This window comes from Kribbella sp. NBC_01510, assembly GCF_045040325.1.
In the GTDB taxonomy this organism is placed as follows: domain Bacteria; phylum Actinomycetota; class Actinomycetes; order Propionibacteriales; family Kribbellaceae; genus Kribbella.
Map to the genome: position 1 here is coordinate 8405116 of NZ_CP109418.1, position 17822 is coordinate 8422937.

Consider the following 17822-nt stretch of genomic DNA (forward strand, 5'->3'; position numbering starts at 1 on the left):
CCTGTGTGCAACCAACCACTACCTGTGGAAAATTACACCCGTGTAACCACTACATCTAGGGATCCTAGATCGCTGCTCCGACAGTTTGCAAGAACGGTCGAATCTCGCGCGCGTCTCCCTGTTTCAACACCCGCGCGACCCCGTGTACTCCCGCGTGGCGCCACCGGAACGGGCCTGCGGAGGCGCAGACTACGGTCCCGCGACCGCCTCACCGGCCGGTAGGCAGAAGTCGAAATCGCAGCCCCGGTCCGCTCCCAGAACGTGGTCGCGGAACAACCGCCGGTAACCGGTGAGCTCAGGGGTACGGCGTGGTGCGAGAACGGCCCGGCGGGTCTCGAGCTCTTCGGGTGGGACCAAGAGGTCGAGCCGGGCCTCGGACACCGAGAGACGGATCCGGTCGCCGGTGCGTACCAGCGCCAGCGGTCCACCGAGGGCGGCTTCCGGAGTGACGTGGAGAACGATCGTCCCGTACGCCGTACCACTCATGCGGGCGTCGGAGATGCGGACCATGTCCCGGACTCCGCGCCGGGCCAGTTTGGCCGGGATGGGGAGGTAGCCGGCCTCGGGCATGCCGGCGCCGAGTGGACCGGCGTTCTGCAGGACCAGGATGTCAGTCGGCTCGACGTCCAGGTCTGGGTCGTCGATCCGGGCCGCCAGGTCTTCCAGCGACGTGAAGACCACGGCCCGGCCGGTTGCCTCGAAGAGCGCCGGGTCGGCGGCAGACCGCTTGATCAGCGCACCAGATGGTGCCAGTGACCCGCTCAACCACACCAGCCCGCCTTTCGGCCGACTCGGCGTGCTCAGCGGCCGTACGGCGTCCCGGTCCACCCACGCCGGCCCGTCACCGAGCCGCTCCCCCAGCGTCTCGCCGGTCACCGTCAGCACGGACAGGTCGAGCAGGTCCCGAAGCTCATGCAGTACGGCGGGCAGTCCGCCCGACGCGTGGAGATCTTCCATGTAGTGCGCACCGGTTGGCTTCAGCTCGACCAGGACCGGCGTGGTCTCACTCAACTCGTTCAACTCTGCCGGATCGATCCGGAGCCCGAGTCGCCCGGCCATGGCAGTGAGGTGGATCAGCGCGTTCGTGGATCCACCGATGGCGAGGAGCACCCGCAAAGCGTTGCGAATCGAGGCTGCCGTGACAATCTGGGCCGGCGTACGGCCGGCCGCGGCGATCGACACCGCAGCGGCACCCGTCGCCTCGCCGATCCGCAAACGGTCGGCGTGCACCGCCGGTGCGGCCGCACTGTCCGGCAACGCCATGCCGAGCGCCTCTACCAGGCAGGCCATCGTCGAAGCAGTCCCCATGACCGCACAGGTCCCGGCTGTGGTCGCCAGGTTCCGCTCCACCCGACCGATCTCCTGCTCCGGCACCTCACCGGCCCGGTACCGCGCCCAGAACCGTCGGCAGTCGGTGCATGCGCCCAACCGCTCGCCCTGATACCGACCTGTCGACATGGGGCCGGTGACGAGCTGGATCGCCGGACGACCGGCCGAGAACGCGCCCATCAGCTGCGCCGGCACGGTCTTGTCACACCCGCCGACCAGCACGACCCCGTCCATCGGCTGAGCCCGGACGAGTTCCTCGACATCCATCGCCATCAGGTTGCGGTAGACCATCGCGGTCGGTTCGAGGAAGCTCTCGCCCAGCGAGATCGTCGGGAACTCCATCGGCAGCCCGCCGGCCGCGATGATGCCGCGGGCAACGGACTTCACCAGCTCCGGCTGTTGCCGATGGCACGGGTTGAAATCGCTGGTCGACGTGGCGATCCCGATCACCGGCCGCTCCAGCGACTCCGGCGACCGCCCGCTCGCGTGCAGGAACGCGCGCCGCAGATACCGCGAGAACTCCGGATCCCCGTAGCTCACCAGCCCGCGGTAGATGCCGCTCATGAGACGCCAGGCGTGTTCCGCAGGTGCTCGGCCAGCAGCCGCAACATGCTCTCCGGCGGTACGGCGGCCGGCGCCCGGACGGCGTCGTACGCAATCAAGCCGCGCCGGACGAGACTGTGTTTGCGTAGACCGAGTGCGATCCCGGCCTGGAACTCGAAGTTGACCAGCGGAAGGTAGTCCCGCCACACCTCGCGAGCAGCGTCGAAGCCGCCGTCGCGGTACGCCGTCACACACGCGATCAGGCCTTCCGGCACAGAGAAGCCTGTCATCGCGCCGGCCGCGCCGACGGCGAGCTCGTCGAGCAGACAGGTACCGCCGAGGCCACCGAAGATGGGTACGTCGAGTCCGGCCGCCAACTCGGCGACGGCGGGTGGGCTCGGGGACGACTCGGACTTGACCGCGACGGCGGACGGCACATCGCGTACGGCGGCGATCAGATCGGCGGTCGTGATCCGGATGCGGGTGATGACCGGGTAGTCCTGGACGACGATCGGACATTCGGTGCGCTCGGCAACGGCATTCAGATGGTTGCTCAGCGCACCGGGATCACTGGAGTTCACTTGAACCATAAGTCCGGCGAGGCGGGAACCGACCGCCGACAGGACGTTGGCGGCCTCCGCGCACACCTCGTCGAGCTCCAGCGAGCTGATCCCGACGACGAGCGGCAGCCGTGACGACGACGCGACCACCGTCTCCACGACCGTACGGCGCTCAGCGGGGCTCAGCCGAGCCGCTTCGCCGAACACGCCGAGCACGGTCAGCCCGGTCGCACCGATCGACTCGTAATGGCGGACCTGTCGCGCCAGCGATTCAGTGTCCACGGCCGAACCGTCCGCGGTCAGCGGAGTCGCCAACACGCCCCACACGCCGGGATCCAAAGTCATACCGCTCCCCTCTTCAGCACGACGAGACCAAGCGCCGGTCGCGGGAGGTCCAACGGCATCGTGAAGCCGCCGTCGATCTCGACCACCACATCGTCGGTGAATCGCTCGAGACCTTGGCGGGCGGTGATGGCCGCGAGCTGTTCAGGCGTCGGATCCTGGGGTGCGCCGAGTTCCTGCCAGATCGTGTGACTGTTGCTGTGACTGTGGTCGATCCGGAAGTGCTGGACGGTCCACGGGCCGGAATGCAGCCCGTTCACCTCGAGGTCGACGCGGGCCGTGGCCTGGTCAGCGGCGTACTGGTCGTCGGTGTGGCGCCAGACGAGGATCGTGATCTCGTCGCCGTCGGAACCGGCGATGACGTCGACCTCCTCGGGAAGACCATTGCCTAGGGCACCGATATCCGAGATGTCCGCGGCCTGGTCCGAGGTAGCGGCCAACCGGCGGTGGCCGAGGCGGGCGAAGGCGCGGTAGGCGTTCATCAGCGGCTTCTCGATGCCGGACGCGGTGACGAAGCTCCGGGTGCCCTCGAAGTACCGTTCGCCTTCCATCGAGAAGCTCCAGGTGGTTGCCTCGTGCACCTTCGCGGTGTGCTGCGCGTTGAGGTCGAGCACCTTCTTCATCAGCTTGGCCTGGAACACCGGGTAGTACTCGTTGTTGCGATAGGCGAAGTTCGCGTTGTCGTAGATCCCCCAGTGCGCCGGGACCGACGCGTCGCACTCGTCCACGATCACCGGCTGCCCGGCGTACTGCGGGAACTCCTCGATGACGGCCAGCGCGCGGTCGATCTCGCGGAGCATCTTCGGGGTCGACGGCGACTGCTGGATCGGAGCCGGGGCGCCGATCGGGCCGTACGTGCGCCACGGAGTGAAGTGCGAGCCCTTGGTGTGGAAGGACACGAAGTCGACGGGCAGTTCACGGTCGGCGCAGGCCTGGAGGAAGCCGCGCAGGAAGACCGCGCCCTCGTCCCCGCCGGTGACCGCGGGTCCACCGACTTTGGCGGATGGATACACACCACGGATCGCCTTGACCGTCACGTCGTACAGGTCGTGGAACTGTTCCGGCGTACCGCGCCAGTAGGAGATGTCGGGCTCGTTCCACAGCTCCCAGAGCCAGTGCTGGACCTCGTCTGCGCCGTACCGCTCCAGAGCGTGTTCGACGAGTGCCGCGACCAGTCCGCCCCACTTGGCGTAGTCCTTGGGCGGATAGGACCACCAGCCGGCCTCATAGGCGCTGTACTGACTCGGGCTGCCCTCGAAGGCGAAGTTCGTCTTCGCCTCCTCTGGTACGAGCGCCAGCGGGGTGAACGCGAGTTCGACCAGCGGATGGTGGCCGGCGCCGACGATGGCGTCGTACGTCAGGTCGGCGATGGTGAAGTCGTAGTACGGCTTGCCGTCCGCGTCCTCGTGGTAGACGTTGCCGCTGCCCCAATGCGGCAGGCCGAGCCCGGTGCCGCTGTTGAAGATGTTGTGCGGCCGGACGTGGTACGGCGTCTCCGCGAAGCCACCGATGGTCCGCAGGGTCCGGCGTCCCTGCGGCGTGTAGGTCCAGTTGATCTCGTCGTACCCGAGGCTCGCCCACGGGCGGTCCAGTACGCCGAGGTCGTGCGCCGCGTCGACGGTGACGCGTGCCTGGCGGATCGGTGTGGCCTCGGGGTCGGAGGGGGCGTAGGCGAGTCGCTGGACTGCGCTGGGCGAGGCGTTCTGAGTCATATCGGCCTCTCGGTCCGGTGCTGCTCATGGCACGAGCGCTGTATCGATAAACAGCTCCGAGCCAGCCTACAAGCGCGGCGCGATCACCTCGAAGGTGATCTCGACTGTCGATCCCGCGACGGTCGCCGTCACGGTGTGCCACCCAGTCGTCAGCAGCGTCGTGTCGATCGAGGCGCCGTTGACGACCGGCGCCCCGTCAAGGGTGATCGCGATGGGCTCGGGCGAATTGTTGCCGACGGCAACTCGCAGGCGCTGGCCCCGCTCGATCCGCTCCCCCACCGCCGGGCTCAGGATCGTCGCAGCCGGTTTGACCCGCTGGCCGAACGCCGCGTTCCAGCCGGCCAGCTCGGCCGGGCGGTTGGTGATGATGCCGTCGATACCGGCCCGCTCCAGCGCGTTCCAGCTGGCCGGATTGTCGACAGTCCAAATGTTGACCGCGACCCCGGCCGCGTGCAGGTCGGCGACGATGCCCGGCCGGATCCCGAACGCGGTCTCCGACGGGTTGTACGCCGACAACTCGAGATCCTTCGCGATCACCGGCGGATCCGGATCGAGCGTGGATCGCAGCAGACCGAGCGGCAGTTCGGGAGCGAGCTCGCGGACCCAGCGCAGGTGCTGCGGCTCGAAGCTCTGTACGAACACCCGGCGACTCATCCCGCGGCCGTGGATCTCGTCGACAATCCGCGCGGCCGACTCGCGCGGGTGCGCTCCCTTGATCTCGAGCAGCAGATTGCCACCACGCACCTTGAATCCGTCAAGCTGCGACGCCAGCGTCGGCACCCGCAGACCGGCGTACCCGGGCGCGAACCACGACCCCGCATCCAACTCGGCCACCTGAGCCGCCGTCAGCGACCTGATCGCGCCGGTCCCGTCCGTGGTCCGGTCGACAGTCTCGTCGTGCAGGACCACCGGTACGCCGTCCTTCGTCGGCTGTACGTCGTTCTCGATCCATTCGACCCCGGCGCGGCGAGCGACCTCGTCGGACGCGGCCGTGTTCTCCGGCGCCGCCGAGGAACCACCGCGGTGTGCCCAGATGCGCAGCGGCGCTCCGGGCTCGCGAACGAACGACTCCCGCACGGGCCGCGCGACGGTCAGGGTCACAGGCATCGACCGTAGAAAGGCGACGCGAACACCGCTCAAGCCGGTGATGAACTGACCGCCAACTCCGGATGTAACCCGGCATGCGTGAGGATGGCGCCATGAAGCCGGTGATTCTCGACGTCGACACAGGACTGGACGACGCCTGTGCCCTCCTACTGGCCGCTCGGCACCCCGAGCTCGACCTCAAGGCCGTGACCTGCGTCGGCGGCAATGTCGGACTGGACGACGTGGTGATCAACACGCTGACCGTGCTGGAGGCTGCCGGCCGGCCCGACGTTCCGGTCGCTCGTGGCGCCGCGCTGCCGCTGCTCCAGCCCGTGCGGGCCGCTCCGCACGTCCACGGCGTCGACGGGCTCGGCGATCTCGACTGGCCGCGATCCCCCCGTACGACGGACTCCCGGCATGCGGTCGAGTTACTGCGCGACGTACTGCGGGACGCCGCGACGACCGGCGACCTGGTGACGCTTGTCCCGTTGGCACCGATGACGAACATCGCGCTCCTGCTGCGCACCTATCCCGAAGCGGCTGCGGGACTCCGCGAGATCGTGTTCATGGGCGGCGCGGCCGGCATCGGGAACGCGACCGCGTCGGCGGAGTTCAACATCTGGACCGACCCGGAGGCGGCCGCGATCGTGCTCAGTGCGGCCGGCGAGCTCGGCGTACCGGTGACGATGTACGGGCTGGATGTCTTCTACGACGTGGTGATCTCGCTGGACCAGGCGCGCGGGTTGGGCGGATCGCCGTCGGCGGAGTTGGCGCGGAAGCTGATCGAGAGGCGGAGCGAGCTCTACAACTCCGACGGGGCGAGCATCGGGGACGGCGGCGCGGTGTGTGCGGTGATCGATCCGTCCGGGCTGACGACTCAGCGCTTCCCGCTGCGAGTGGAGCTGGCGGGGAGCTGGTCCCGAGGTCGCACGATCGTCGACACGCGGGACTGGTCCGCGGATCTCTCCAGCGATCCCCACGGGCCGTCGTCGACCGCCGTACAGGTGGCGACTGCTGTCGACGGTGATCGCTATGCCCAGTTGTGGCTGGACACGGTCAAGTAGCCAACTCCTGCAGGCGGGCGCGAACGCCGTCCAGGAAGAGATCGAGGCCATCGCTGAAGAGATCCGTCGAGCCTGGGGACTCCGCGACTACGGCGGCTAACGTCCACCGGGCGCTCACCTCGAAGATGTGGCGCGCTCGAGACTCGGGTACGCCGAGGTCGACGAGCGACTGGATCTGCGCGCGCACCAACTCGGCGCGTGAGCCTTCGCCTTGGTCGCGGTCAGGGGTGGCCTTCGACTGGATCAGGCCGGCCAGGCCAGGGTGTTCGGCGTAGAACGCTCGCAGCTCGAGCGCGCCGGCCTTGGTGACCGCGATCCACTCGTCGACGCTGCCGAGTTCGACGTACGCCGTTTTGTCCGCGGTGAACTGGTCGAACGCGTTCCGAGCGACCAGGTCGAGGAGCTCGGACTTGTTGTGGACGTGGTGATACAGCGACGGGGCGCGGACCTGCAGGCGCTCGGCCACAGAGCGCATGGTGAGACCGTCGACGCCACTGGCGCGGATGACAGCCAGTGCAGCGTCGGCGATGGCGGCCGTCGATATCCCGGCCGCGGCATGGGAGGACGGGTCGCGTCTGGTCACTAAACCTCGTTGTCGAATCTCGAGCTGGGCAGCTATTGTCTAACGACATTAGACAGCCTACTCGAGGACGGCTCCGTGCCTGGATTACGCCCCACCTACCCGCTGCGAACCGAGCGACTCGACCTGCGGCCGCATCGGATGGACGACCTGGACGATCTGTTCGTGTTCCATTCGCGACCTGAGGTGGTGCGCTACACGCCCTGGCCGGTCCGGGATCGCGACGAGACCCGCGTCGCCCTCGAGAAGAAGCTGAGCCAGGGCGAGTTGACCGAACCGGGCCAGTGGCTGGTGCTCGCGATCGAGCTCCGCGAGACCGGGACCGTGATCGGCGAGGTGCTGCTGAAATGGGCCAGCGAGACCGACCGCCAGGGCGAGATCGGCTTCGCCCTGCACACCGACTACCAGGGCAAGGGGCTCGCGGCCGAGGCTGCGCGCGAGGTGCTGCGAGTTGGATTCGAGGATCTTGGGTTACACCGGATCGTTGCGATCCTGGATGACCGCAACACCGCGTCCGCCGGCCTGCTGGAACGCCTCGGGATGCGCCGGGAGGCGCACCACATCCATGCGCTCATCTTCAAGGGCGAATGGGCCAACGAGTACGTCTACGCCCTGCTCGAGGACGAGTGGCGGGCCGCCCGGGCCTGAGGTTCCCAGCGAAGTTGTTTACTGGGATCGGGGGCCGCGATGGGCATCGACAACCAGATCTACGACCGGTTGGGCGGCGGCTGGTGGGACGAGGCCAACCCACTGAACGCGCTGAACGGCAGTTTCACGCCTGGGCGGCTCGCCTACTTCCGCGGCGTACTCCGTCGGACTGGACGCGATCCAGCCGGCCTGCGTACGGTCGACATCGGGTGCGGGGGCGGATTCCTGGCCGAGGCGTTCGCACAGCTGGGGTGCCGGGTCGTCGGCCTCGATCCGTCGGAGGTCTCGGTCCGAACGGCACGCGAGCATGCGGAGTCGTCGGGACTGGGCGTCGGGTACGCCGTGGCCGCGGGCGAGCGGCTGCCGTTGGCCGATGCGAGTGTTGATCTCGCGTACTGCTGTGACGTGCTCGAACACGTGTCGGACCTGGAACGGGTGGTGGGCGAGACTGCGCGCGTACTCAAGCCCGGTGGCCTCTACCTGTTCGACACCATCAACCGCACCCTCACGTCGAAACTGCTGGCCGTCAAACTGCTGCAGGACTGGCGACTGACGCGAGTCGTGGATACCGAACTGCACTCCTGGGCGCTGTTCATCAAGCCGGCGGAGCTCGAGGAGATCCTGCACCGGCACGGGCTACGCCTCGACGAGATCACCGGGCTCGGGCCACGTGCGAACAAAGCCTCGCTGCTGTGGAACTTCACCCGCGCCCGCCGCGGTCGGATCACCTTCGGCCGCCTCAGCCGGCTGATGGACGTGGGCCAGGTGAAGGGCACCGCTGTGTCCTACATCGGCTGCGCCACCAAGACGGTCTGATCAGCGCGCGATCGGGATCTGGAGCGTCTGGCCGGGCACGACGTCGGCCGGGCTGGCGAGCTTGTTGAGGTCGGCGATCTTCTCGACGACGGTGGCCGGGTCCTGGGTCGGGTTGGTGTCCTGGGCGATCGACCAGAGGGTCTGGCCGGGGGCCACCTGGACGGGGACCGTGTGGGAGAAGTCCGGGCCGGGGACGAGGACTCCGGTGACGCGCAGGCCGAGGACGACGATCGCCGATCCGAAGACGACGACGGAGATGGCAGTCAGCAGCATCCGGCCGCGGCGGGTGAGCCGCAAAGCGGGTGCCTCAACCTCGGCGACCGCCTGACGCCGGACCCGAGTAGACCCAGCGGTGGCGCGACGCACGTCGGCCGCCCGGCGGCCGAGAACCTCACCGGAGCAGCCGCGGACCGGCAGCGGCTCGGTGGTGGTGCCGGCGATCCTGGGGCGGCGGCGCGGGGTCCCACTCGGGGACGGCGCGACCTCAGGCGCCTGGCGGCCCACCAGTGCATCTGCCGCGAGAGCCGTTGTGCTCATCGGATCCTCCAGACCTCGTCCAGACCACGTCTTGCGCTGTCGATCTGTGTCTACCGGTCCCCTCCGACAGTTTCCGGAAATCGACCGGCCCGAACACTTGTTCGATCGAACGCCTGTACGAATGATTAACCGACAGGCGCCCGTCGCGCAACCACTTCCAACCACGACACGCCCGGTAAATTCCCACCACCCCGGCCGCCTCGCCCGCGGCTTATAACCCGACACACGAACAGACGTGCGAACCGACACGCCTTCGAACAGATGTTTGAAGAATCTCAGGATTCGGTCTACGGTCGTGTCAGTCGAGCAAGCTTTTGGCCGGTGTGCGACCGCCGGCCCGACCAGAGGAGCAATCACCGATGGCCAGGACGCCGAGCGGTTCCAGCAAGGACGAGCGCCGCGCCGCGGGGGCCGGTCAGCCGGCGGACCGGACCGTGGCCGAGCTGCCCGACGGCCCGGCCGACGCGACCGGTCTGACGCCGCGCCAGCGCCGCGTGCTGGACGTCATCCGGGACTCGGTCGACAGCCGCGGCTATCCGCCGTCGATGCGCGAGATCGGCGAGCGGGTCGGCCTGACCAGCTCGTCCTCGGTGTCCCACCAGCTGCGCGTGCTGGAGCAGAAGGGCCTGCTCCGCCGCGATCCCAACCGGCCACGGGCGATCGAGGTCCGCTACCCGGGCGAGGTCGACGCTGCGGCCCGGCGGACGGCGCTCGGTTCGGTGCGGCAGACGACGTACGACGAGACCGGGGCCGGCGACGCGCATCCGGACGCCGCCTACGTGCCGGTCGTCGGCCGGATCGCCGCCGGTGGGCCGATCCTGGCCGAGCAGGAGATCGAGGAGGTCTTCCCATTGCCCAAGGCAATGGTCGGCGAGGGCACGCTGTTCATGCTGCGGGTCAAGGGTGAGTCGATGATCGAGGCGGCGATCTGTGACGGCGACTGGGTGGTCGTCCGGCAGCAGCCGACCGCGGAGAACGGTGACATCGTGGCCGCGATGATCGACGGCGAGGCCACCGTGAAGACGTTCAAGAAGACGAAGACCGAGATCCTGCTGCTGCCACACAACCCCGCCTTCGAGCCGATCGACGGCAAGGACGCGATCATTCTCGGAAAGGTCGTAACAGTTCTGCGCCGAGTCTGACATGTCAGACGCCGCGCGAAGTCGGGCGTGTCGTGTCAGCATTGAGTCATGACGACTGTCTATGACTTCAGCGCCGTGCGGATCGAAGGCAATGAACAGTCTCTTGCCGATTTCCGCGACCAGGTGCTCCTGGTGGTGAACACGGCCTCGCAGTGCAGCCAGACCCCGCAGTACTCCGGCCTGCAGAAGCTCTACAAGAAATACCGCAGGCAGGGCTTCTCGGTGCTTGGCTTCCCCTGCGACCAGTTCGGCCACCAGGAGCCCGGTGACGAGAAGGAGATCGCGAACTTCTGCTCGACGATCTATCACGTCACGTTCCCCATGTTCGCCAAGATCGATGTGAACGGGTCGAAGACGCTTCCGCTGTACAACTGGCTGAAGCGTGAGCAAGGCGGCCTGCTCGGCGGACGGATCAAGTGGAACTTCACCAAGTTCCTGATCGGCCGCGACGGCGGGGTGATCGCGCGCTACGCGCCGACTCACTCACCGGAGAAACTGGCCGACAAGATCGAGGCTGCGCTGGAGATTCCGGCGCCGTCCCGGGAAGCGAACGACTGACCTGCGGATGCGGCCTCGAGGGAATCGTGGCCGGGTGCAACAGTCGTTTGCGTGAAGAGCACCGGAGTTCTCCTCGTCATTGGCTGAAAATCGCCGTTTTCTGCGACACCTGAACAGCTGCCGTCTCAGCGCAGCAGGTTTTCTCTCCGCATTCCGAACATTTCGGCCCGGTGCCCGCATGTTCTGGCAGCCCGGGCTTTCCGCTGCTGCACGTGAACATTCCCACGCGTTAGCACACTCGCTGCGTCATCAACCCTGCCTGGACACCCGCCGAACAAGCCCAGAAGCCCCCGACGCCGGATGCCGCGGGCGCCTGGTGCCGCAGGCGCCTGGTGCCGCAGGCGACGGCTGGCGCGGGCGCCGGCTGCCGCGGGTGCCAGGTGCCGCGGAAGGCCTGCCTGCTGCCAGGGGTGCCGGGATGCCGGGTGCTCGACACGCTGCTCGGCTTCCTTCGGGCGGGGCCTCGAACAAGTCATGGGGTCCTCGGACATGGCACGACCTGTTCCAGGCCCCCAGATGGTGTGCAAGGTCCCGATCGGAGGTCGCCCGAGGGGTGTGCGAGTCCGGGAGGGTGCCCGACGCCGGCCCTGTGGGTTTGTCCGGTGCCCGGTGCCAACTCGGTGGTCGGGGGCCGGTGCCCAGTGGAGGGTTGTCCGATGCCGGCCCTGTGGGTTTGCCCGCTGCCAACTCGGTGGTCGGGGGCCAGTGGCCGGGTGCCCCGTGCCAACCTTGCGGGTTTGCCCGGTGCCCGGTGCCCGGTGCCAACTCGGTCGTCGGGGGCCGGTGCCCAGTGGCCGGGTGCCGGGGCCCAGTGGAGAGTGCCCGGTGCCGGCCAGCCCCGTGCCGGGCGGACGTTCGGGTTTGCGCAGGGAGTGCGTGTACGGGAGCGGTGCCGGGCTGGTGTGTGCGGCTGAGTGTCGGCCTGGTGCGAGCGCGGCGTGGGATGGACTGGGGGCGGACTTGCGGCGAGGGATTCAGACGAGAACCGCTTCGGGGTTGATGTCCAAGCGGAGGCCCCGCCACACGGGGTGACGGAGCCGGGCATCGGCGGCCCAACCGGAGTAGGTGACTTCAGCAACCAGCACCGGGTCGAGCCAGTGGGCGCGACGGCGGTCGGGCCCGGGGATCGTGGCGGGATCGAACGGTGGGCGGTCGATCTCCAAGCCGGCCAGCTCGGCGGACAGCATGTCCAGGGTGGCGAAGTCGAGACCGGAGCCGACTTTGCCGATCAGGACCAGGTCGCCGCCCGGTTCGGCGTACGCGCCGCAGTAGAACGAGCCGATCTTGCCCTCGCGGTTGCCCTCTCCCGGATGCCAGCCACACAGGATGACATCGCGCGTCTGCACCGGCTTGACCTTGATCCAGTCGCTGCTGCGGCGGCCGGCCAGGTACCGCGACTTCCGGCGCTTCGCCACCACTCCCTCGAGCCCGGTCGACGCCGACAACTTCAGCGCCGCCGCCCCGTCGTCGTACGCGGGCGGTGTCTCCCAGAACGGGTCGCCGATCTCCAACGAGTCCAGCAGTCCACGGCGATCGTCGTACGTTGCCTCTAGCAACCACTTGCCGTCGAGGCGGAGTACGTCGAAGAGTCGCACCGAGACCGGGACCTCGGTGATCAGGTGACGCAGGTGGCGCGGATCGCGGACGTGCATCCGTCGCTGCAGCAGGCCGAACGAGGGTGCGCCGTTCTCGTCCAGGGTGACGATCTCGCCGTCCAGTACGGCGGGGAGCCGCAAACCCGGCGCCTCGGCCAGGCCGATCAGCTCGGGGTAGCCGCCGGACACGTCCCGGCTGTTCCGCGACCAGAGCCGGCAGACACCGGACTCCACCTCGGCGATGACGCGGATGCCGTCCCACTTCATCTCGTACGACCAGCCCGCGCCTGACGGCATCTCCCCTAGCGCCGCCATCATCGGCAGCACGGGCGGACCGGTCACGGGACTCATGTCGATTGCAATCGCTTCAAGGCTCCGAGGACCTTCTCACGATCGGCGGTCGGCCACATCGGAGGCAGGGAGGCGCGCAGGAAGGCGCCGTACCGCTGAGTGACGATGCGGGGGTCCAGGATCGCGACCACCCCGCGGTCGGAGCTGCGGCGGATCAGCCGGCCGGTCCCCTGCGCGAGGAGCAGCGCGGCGTGGGTCGCGGCGACGGCCATGAACCCGTTTCCGCCGGCTTCGTCGACGGCGCGCTGGCGGGCAGCCATCAGCGGCTCGTCCGGACGCGGGAACGGGACCCGGTCGATGATCACCAGGTTGCAGGTCGACCCCGGTACGTCGATCCCCTGCCAGAGCGACAGGGTGCCGAACAGTGACGTCTCCGGGTCGTCGACGAACTCGCGGGCCAGCTCGCCCAGCTGCGCGTCACCCTGACAGAGCACCTTCAGGTCGGTCGCCTCGCGGACCGCGGCCGTCGCCGCCTCGGCAGCCCGCCGGGACGAGAACAGGCCGAGCGTCCGGCCGCCCGCGGCGGTGACCAGATCGATGATCTCGTCGAACTGCTTCTGGCCCAGTCCGTCGCGATGCGGCGGCGGCAGGTGCTTGGCGACGTACAGGATCGCCTGCTTCTCGTACTCGAACGGCGAACCGACGTCGAGACCGCGCCACGGGAGCGGGCCGGTCTCGGAATCCGAGTCGACCTCCGGCATCTCGTCGTCGTCCTCGAGCTTGTCGGCCGGGCGCAGGCCGACCTGGCGGGCGATCGCGTCGAAGTCGCCGCCGAGGGAGAGCGTCGCCGAGGTGAGAACGGCGGTGCGGTCCTTGAGCACCAGCTCGCGGAGAAGACCCGCGACCGTGAGCGGGGCGATCCGGAGCTCGCGGCCGAAGCGGTCGCGGTCGGTCATCCAGACGACGTCGAGGTCGCTCAGCGCGGCGACGCGTTCGGAGACGTCGAAGATCTCCTTGACCGCGCCCTTGGCCTGCCGCTTGGCGCCGTCGGGGTCGTCGTCCTTGTCGTCGGACTTCTTGTTCAGGTCGGAGTACAGCCCGCGGGCCGCATCGCGGACGAGCGCGGCGGCCTCGAGCACGGGACCGTTCGACGCCTCGATGCGGCCTTCGCGGGTCCCGTCGAGGGCGGCGCGGAGAGCGTCGGACGCGTCGATCAGGTCGTCGGCCTTGTCGTCGTCGACGAAGCGGCGGGACCGCTTGGCGGCGCGCTCGACCATCTGCGGCGAGAGCTCGTCACCCGCGGCGCCGGTGACCCGGGCCGGCAGCTCGTGGGCCTCGTCGACGATGACGACGTCGTGCTCGGGCAGGACAGTGCGGTTCTCGAACGCGTCGATCGAGAGCAGCGCGTGATTCGTGATGACGATGTCGGCCTTGCGGGCCTGCTCCTTGGCCTTCTCCGCGAAGCACTCCTCGCCGTACGGGCACTTCTGCGCCCCGAGGCACTCGCGGGCGGCGATGGCGACCTGCTGCCAGGCCTGGTACTGATGCGAGGGCGCGTGGTCGCGGTCGCCGGCCTCGCCGTCGAGCAGCTGCTGCTCGGCCCAGTCGCGGAGCTCGAGCACCTGCTGGCCGACCTGCCCGGGCGGTGGGACGTCGATGAGCATGCCGTCGTCGTCCGGCGCGCCCTCGCGGATGCGGTGCAGACAGGCGTAGTTGTTGCGGCCCTTCTGGATCGCGTACGACGGTCTGCGCGGGAGGAGCTTCTCCGTCGCGTCGAGGAGGGCGGGGACGTCGCGGTCGACCAGCTGGGACTGGAGCGCGAGAGTCGCGGTCGAGACCACGACGCGGCGGTCCTCGATCGCGTGCAGGAGCGCCGGGACGAGGTAGCCGAGAGACTTACCTGTGCCGGTGCCCGCCTGGACGAGGAGGTGGGAGCCGTCGTGCATAGAGGTGTTGACGGCCTCGGCCATCTCCACCTGACCAGGTCGTGTCTGACCGTTGATTCCGGAGACAGCGGCTTCGAGCAGTTCGCGTACGTCAACACCCACCGCCACACCCTAGCCCGCGGGACAGACACATTTCCGGTCCGCCGCCCCTCCTGTGGACAACCCATCCCCCACCACCGCCCACTCCCGCAACCACCCCGCCGCACGCCACCCCCCGAGTCGTGGATCACGGTCAGGCACACCGCCGAACCATCGACCAGAACCCACGACTCGGCGAGGGGGGTAGACCGATGCAGCGCGCATCACGCATGGCGACGTTGTGCACCGGTCAACCATCGAACCGGGCCGCGGACGGTTGGTCCGTGCACAAAGTGGCAGCGCCCCGGGGGCTGCGGTCGGTCGGAGGCCGGCTGGTCACCCACCCCGGACGACCGCCGCCAGCGACCCATCCGCGGCGACCACATGTGGTGACCTTGTGCGCCGGTCAACCATCGAACCGGGCCGCGGACGGTTGGCCGGTGCACAAAGTCGAAGAGCGGCAGGGGCGGGTGAGAGGTGGTGGACGCGCCGGCAGTGCGGCTGGGTGCATGCATGCCGGCTCGTTGCCGCGATCGCGGCAACGAGCCGGGAGGGGGGTGGTGGAGGCGAGGTGGTGGAGGACGAGGCGAGGTGGTGGAGGCGAGGTGGTGGGGGCGAGGTGGTGGGGGCGGGGTTAGACGACTGCGCCGCGGTCGGGTTGGGCGTCGCGGTCGACCTGGGGGCGCTTCGGGCGGGGCGGCGGTGCCGGGTAGCGACGTTCGAGCTCGAGCAGGAGCGGCGCCGCGGTCAGGTTCGAGGAGTAGGTGCCGACCAGGATGCCGAGGAGCAGTGCGAGGGCGAAGTCCGCCAGTGAGTCGCCGCCGAGGAACAGCAGCGCGCTCAGGATGAAGAGCGTCGAGATGCCGGTGTTGATGGTTCGTGGCAGGACGTTGACGATCGCGGTGTCGATGATGCTGCCTAGGTTGTCCGTCGAGCGGGCGTTGCGGGTCTCGCGGATGCGGTCGAAGACCACGACAGAGTCGTTCACGGTGTAGCCGATGATCGTCAGGATCGCGGCCAGGAAGATGCCGTCGATCGGCTTGCCGGTCCAGGCGAAGACGCCGACCACGACCGCGACGTTCTGCACGAGTGCGAGGACGGCGCCGGCGCCGAAGGTCCAGCGGAATCGGACAGCCAGATACAGCAACTGGGCGAGCAGCGCGATGCCGAGCGCGATCAGGCCCTTGTTCCGCAGCTCCTCACCCAGCGACGGGCCGATGCTCTCGTTGCGCACCAGTTCGGTACCGCCGCCGATCCGGGAGATGGACTCGCGGATCTTCTCCGCCTCGTCGTCGCTGATCGTCCCGGTCCGCACAGTGATGTCGTCGGCGCCGGACGCCTGCACCACCGCGGTCGGATAGCCCGCCTCCGCCACCGCGGCCCGCGCCTGGTCCGGCGTGATCCGCTGGGCCGTGCTCACCTCGAGCAGCCGCCCACCGGTGAACTCGATGCCGAGGTTCAGCCCGCGCACCGCAACCCCCGCGACGGCGACGACGATCGCCACCGCGGTGATCAGCAACCACCGCCGGCTGTGCTTCATCAGCGACGGCCGCCGCGCCTCCAGCCAGGTCCGCACCCGGCCGTGCCCCGCGATCCCGCTCAGCCGCGGGTGCCGCAGTACGAAACCTCGCGAGACGGCGAACTCGGCCAGCACCCGGGTCACGACCAGCGCGGACAGCATCGAGGCCACCACGCCGATGCTCAACGTGACACCGAAGCCACGGACCGGGCCGGCGGCCAGGAAGAACAGCAGGCCGGCGGCCAGCAGGGTGGTGATGTTGGAGTCGGCGATCGCGGACAGCGCGTTCTGGAAGCCGCTGCGCAGCGACCGGCGCAGGCCGTCGGTACGGCCGGACGTGTAGTCCTCGCGGGCGCGCTCGAAGACGAGCACGTTCGCGTCGACCGCCATCCCGATCGCCAGCACGAAGCCGGCCAGACCAGGCAAGGTGAGCGTGGCCCCGAGTGCGGTCAGGGCCGCGTACGACATCCCGGCGTACCCGACCAGGCCGAGGACCGCCATCAGGCCGACCAGGCGGTAGACGATCACGATGAACAGGGCGGTCAGCGCGAGCCCGATGATCGCGGCCAGCGCGCTGGCCTGGATCGCGTCCTGACCCAGCGACGGGCCGACCGTGCGCTGGTCGATCACCTCGACCGGCACCGGCAGCGCGCCGCCGGAGATCAGCGCGGCCAGGTCCTTGGCGTCGGCCTCGGCGAACGAGCCGGAGATCGTCGTGGTGCCGCCCGAGATGCCGAGGTTGCAGAGCTGGTTGCCACCGTTCGGGTCGACCTGCGGTGCGCTGATGATCTCGTTGTCGAGCACGATCGCGATCAGGCGTTGCGGTGTGTTGACCGGCTGGCACGCGGCTTTGCCGGTGATGTTCGCCCAGATCTTGCCGCCGTCGCCCTTGAACTTCATCTCGACGAACCAGCCCTGGGCGACCTGCTGCGGATCGAGCAACCCCTCGGCCCCGCTGACCAGCTCGCCCGTCATCGCCGGCTTGGCCAGCCGCAGGAAGCCCTGCCCGGTGTCACTGGGCAGGTAGACCTCACCCGCTGCCGGTTTGGCCGGCTTCGCGGCGACCTGGTCGATCACCTCGTGGAAGGTGAGCTGCGCGGTCTTGCCGATCACCTTCGCTGCTTCGCGCGGGTCCTGCACGCCAGGCAGCTCGACGATGATCCGGTTCTCGCCCTGGCGGGTCACGTTCGGCTCGCTGACGCCGAGGGCGTCGATCCGCCGGTGCAGCACCTGGGTCGCCTTGTCGGTGGTCTCCTTGGTCGCCTTGACCGTCGGCGAGTCCTTGGCCTCCAGCACGATCTGCGTGCCGCCGCGCAGGTCGAGGCCGAGTTGCGGCCGGGCCGTCAGGACGACGTACGTCGATGCAGCGAGCACGAAGAACGCAAGCAGCGCACGGATGAGGGACGACCGGTTCACTACAGCCTCCGGAGCTGGGCACCCATAGTGCGGGTCGTGACAGAGAGCATCCACCGAGGG

The 17822-nt window shown here is 68.8% G+C and carries 14 protein-coding genes; 5 read left to right on the forward strand and 9 right to left on the reverse strand.

The window, feature by feature from the left end:
- Positions 1–189: 189 nt before the first annotated feature.
- The 4 genes from OG558_RS41035 to OG558_RS41050 all read right to left on the reverse strand — a co-directional run bounded on the left by OG558_RS41035 (position 190) and on the right by OG558_RS41050 (position 5593).
- The gene (locus tag OG558_RS41035) at positions 190–1893 is read right to left on the reverse strand and encodes a dihydroxy-acid dehydratase (protein ID WP_405067861.1); all 1704 of its coding nucleotides are present in this window, start codon (positions 1891–1893) and stop codon (positions 190–192) included.
- Positions 1890–2777, reverse strand: coding sequence for a dihydrodipicolinate synthase family protein (locus OG558_RS41040; protein WP_405067862.1), 888 nt, complete (start codon positions 2775–2777; stop codon positions 1890–1892). The genes OG558_RS41035 and OG558_RS41040 overlap by 4 nt, the downstream gene beginning before the upstream one ends.
- Positions 2774–4486, reverse strand: a complete 1713-nt coding sequence (locus OG558_RS41045; RefSeq protein ID WP_405067863.1) for a GH39 family glycosyl hydrolase — start codon at positions 4484–4486, stop codon at positions 2774–2776. Before OG558_RS41045 ends, OG558_RS41040 begins: the two co-directional genes overlap by 4 nt.
- Before the next feature lie 66 nt (positions 4487–4552).
- Entirely contained in the window at positions 4553–5593 is a 1041-nt protein-coding gene (locus OG558_RS41050; RefSeq protein ID WP_405067864.1) for a glycerophosphodiester phosphodiesterase, read from the reverse strand.
- A 92-nt stretch (positions 5594–5685) separates the two neighbouring features.
- On the opposite strand from OG558_RS41050, the gene OG558_RS41055 reads away from it, so the two are divergent.
- Positions 5686–6636: a nucleoside hydrolase gene (locus OG558_RS41055; protein ID WP_405067865.1), complete on the forward strand. Its 951-nt coding sequence runs from the start codon at positions 5686–5688 to the stop codon at positions 6634–6636.
- Here OG558_RS41055 and OG558_RS41060 read toward each other — a convergent pair.
- Positions 6629–7219, reverse strand: coding sequence for a TetR/AcrR family transcriptional regulator (locus tag OG558_RS41060; RefSeq protein ID WP_405067866.1), 591 nt, complete (start codon positions 7217–7219; stop codon positions 6629–6631). The two genes, OG558_RS41055 and OG558_RS41060, sit on opposite strands and share 8 nt — an antisense overlap.
- Before the next feature lie 75 nt (positions 7220–7294).
- Here OG558_RS41060 and OG558_RS41065 point away from each other — a divergent pair, with 75 nt between their 5' ends.
- Together OG558_RS41065 and ubiG are read left to right on the forward strand one after the other, a co-directional pair.
- Positions 7295–7864 carry a GNAT family N-acetyltransferase gene (locus OG558_RS41065; RefSeq protein ID WP_405067867.1) on the forward strand — a complete coding sequence of 190 codons (570 nt, stop codon included), beginning with the start codon at positions 7295–7297 and terminating at the stop codon, positions 7862–7864.
- A gap of 39 nt (positions 7865–7903) precedes the next feature.
- A complete protein-coding gene (gene ubiG, locus OG558_RS41070; RefSeq protein WP_405067868.1) occupies positions 7904–8680 on the forward strand; it encodes a bifunctional 2-polyprenyl-6-hydroxyphenol methylase/3-demethylubiquinol 3-O-methyltransferase UbiG in 777 nt (258 codons plus the stop codon).
- Here the strand turns inward: ubiG and OG558_RS41075 are convergent, their stop codons facing one another.
- Positions 8681–9217 carry a LysM peptidoglycan-binding domain-containing protein gene (locus OG558_RS41075; protein WP_405067869.1) on the reverse strand — a complete coding sequence of 179 codons (537 nt, stop codon included), beginning with the start codon at positions 9215–9217 and terminating at the stop codon, positions 8681–8683.
- A 359-nt stretch (positions 9218–9576) separates the two neighbouring features.
- Here OG558_RS41075 and lexA point away from each other — a divergent pair, with 359 nt between their 5' ends.
- Together lexA and OG558_RS41085 are read left to right on the forward strand one after the other, a co-directional pair.
- Positions 9577–10359, forward strand: a complete 783-nt coding sequence (gene lexA / locus OG558_RS41080; protein ID WP_328519528.1) for a transcriptional repressor LexA — start codon at positions 9577–9579, stop codon at positions 10357–10359.
- Positions 10360–10407: 48 nt separating this feature from the next.
- Positions 10408–10917 carry a glutathione peroxidase gene (locus OG558_RS41085; protein WP_328519527.1) on the forward strand — a complete coding sequence of 170 codons (510 nt, stop codon included), beginning with the start codon at positions 10408–10410 and terminating at the stop codon, positions 10915–10917.
- Between the two features lie 974 nt (positions 10918–11891).
- Here OG558_RS41085 and ligD read toward each other — a convergent pair.
- The 3 genes from ligD to secD all read right to left on the reverse strand — a co-directional run bounded on the left by ligD (position 11892) and on the right by secD (position 17762).
- Positions 11892–12863 (reverse strand): non-homologous end-joining DNA ligase, encoded by a 972-nt coding sequence (ligD, locus tag OG558_RS41090; protein WP_405067870.1) that lies wholly within the window; start codon positions 12861–12863, stop codon positions 11892–11894.
- The gene (locus OG558_RS41095) at positions 12860–14857 is read right to left on the reverse strand and encodes an ATP-dependent DNA helicase (RefSeq protein ID WP_329479419.1); all 1998 of its coding nucleotides are present in this window, start codon (positions 14855–14857) and stop codon (positions 12860–12862) included. Before OG558_RS41095 ends, ligD begins: the two co-directional genes overlap by 4 nt.
- A gap of 604 nt (positions 14858–15461) precedes the next feature.
- Positions 15462–17762: a protein translocase subunit SecD gene (gene secD, locus OG558_RS41100; protein WP_405067871.1), complete on the reverse strand. Its 2301-nt coding sequence runs from the start codon at positions 17760–17762 to the stop codon at positions 15462–15464.
- Between the last annotated feature and the right edge of the window lie 60 nt (positions 17763–17822).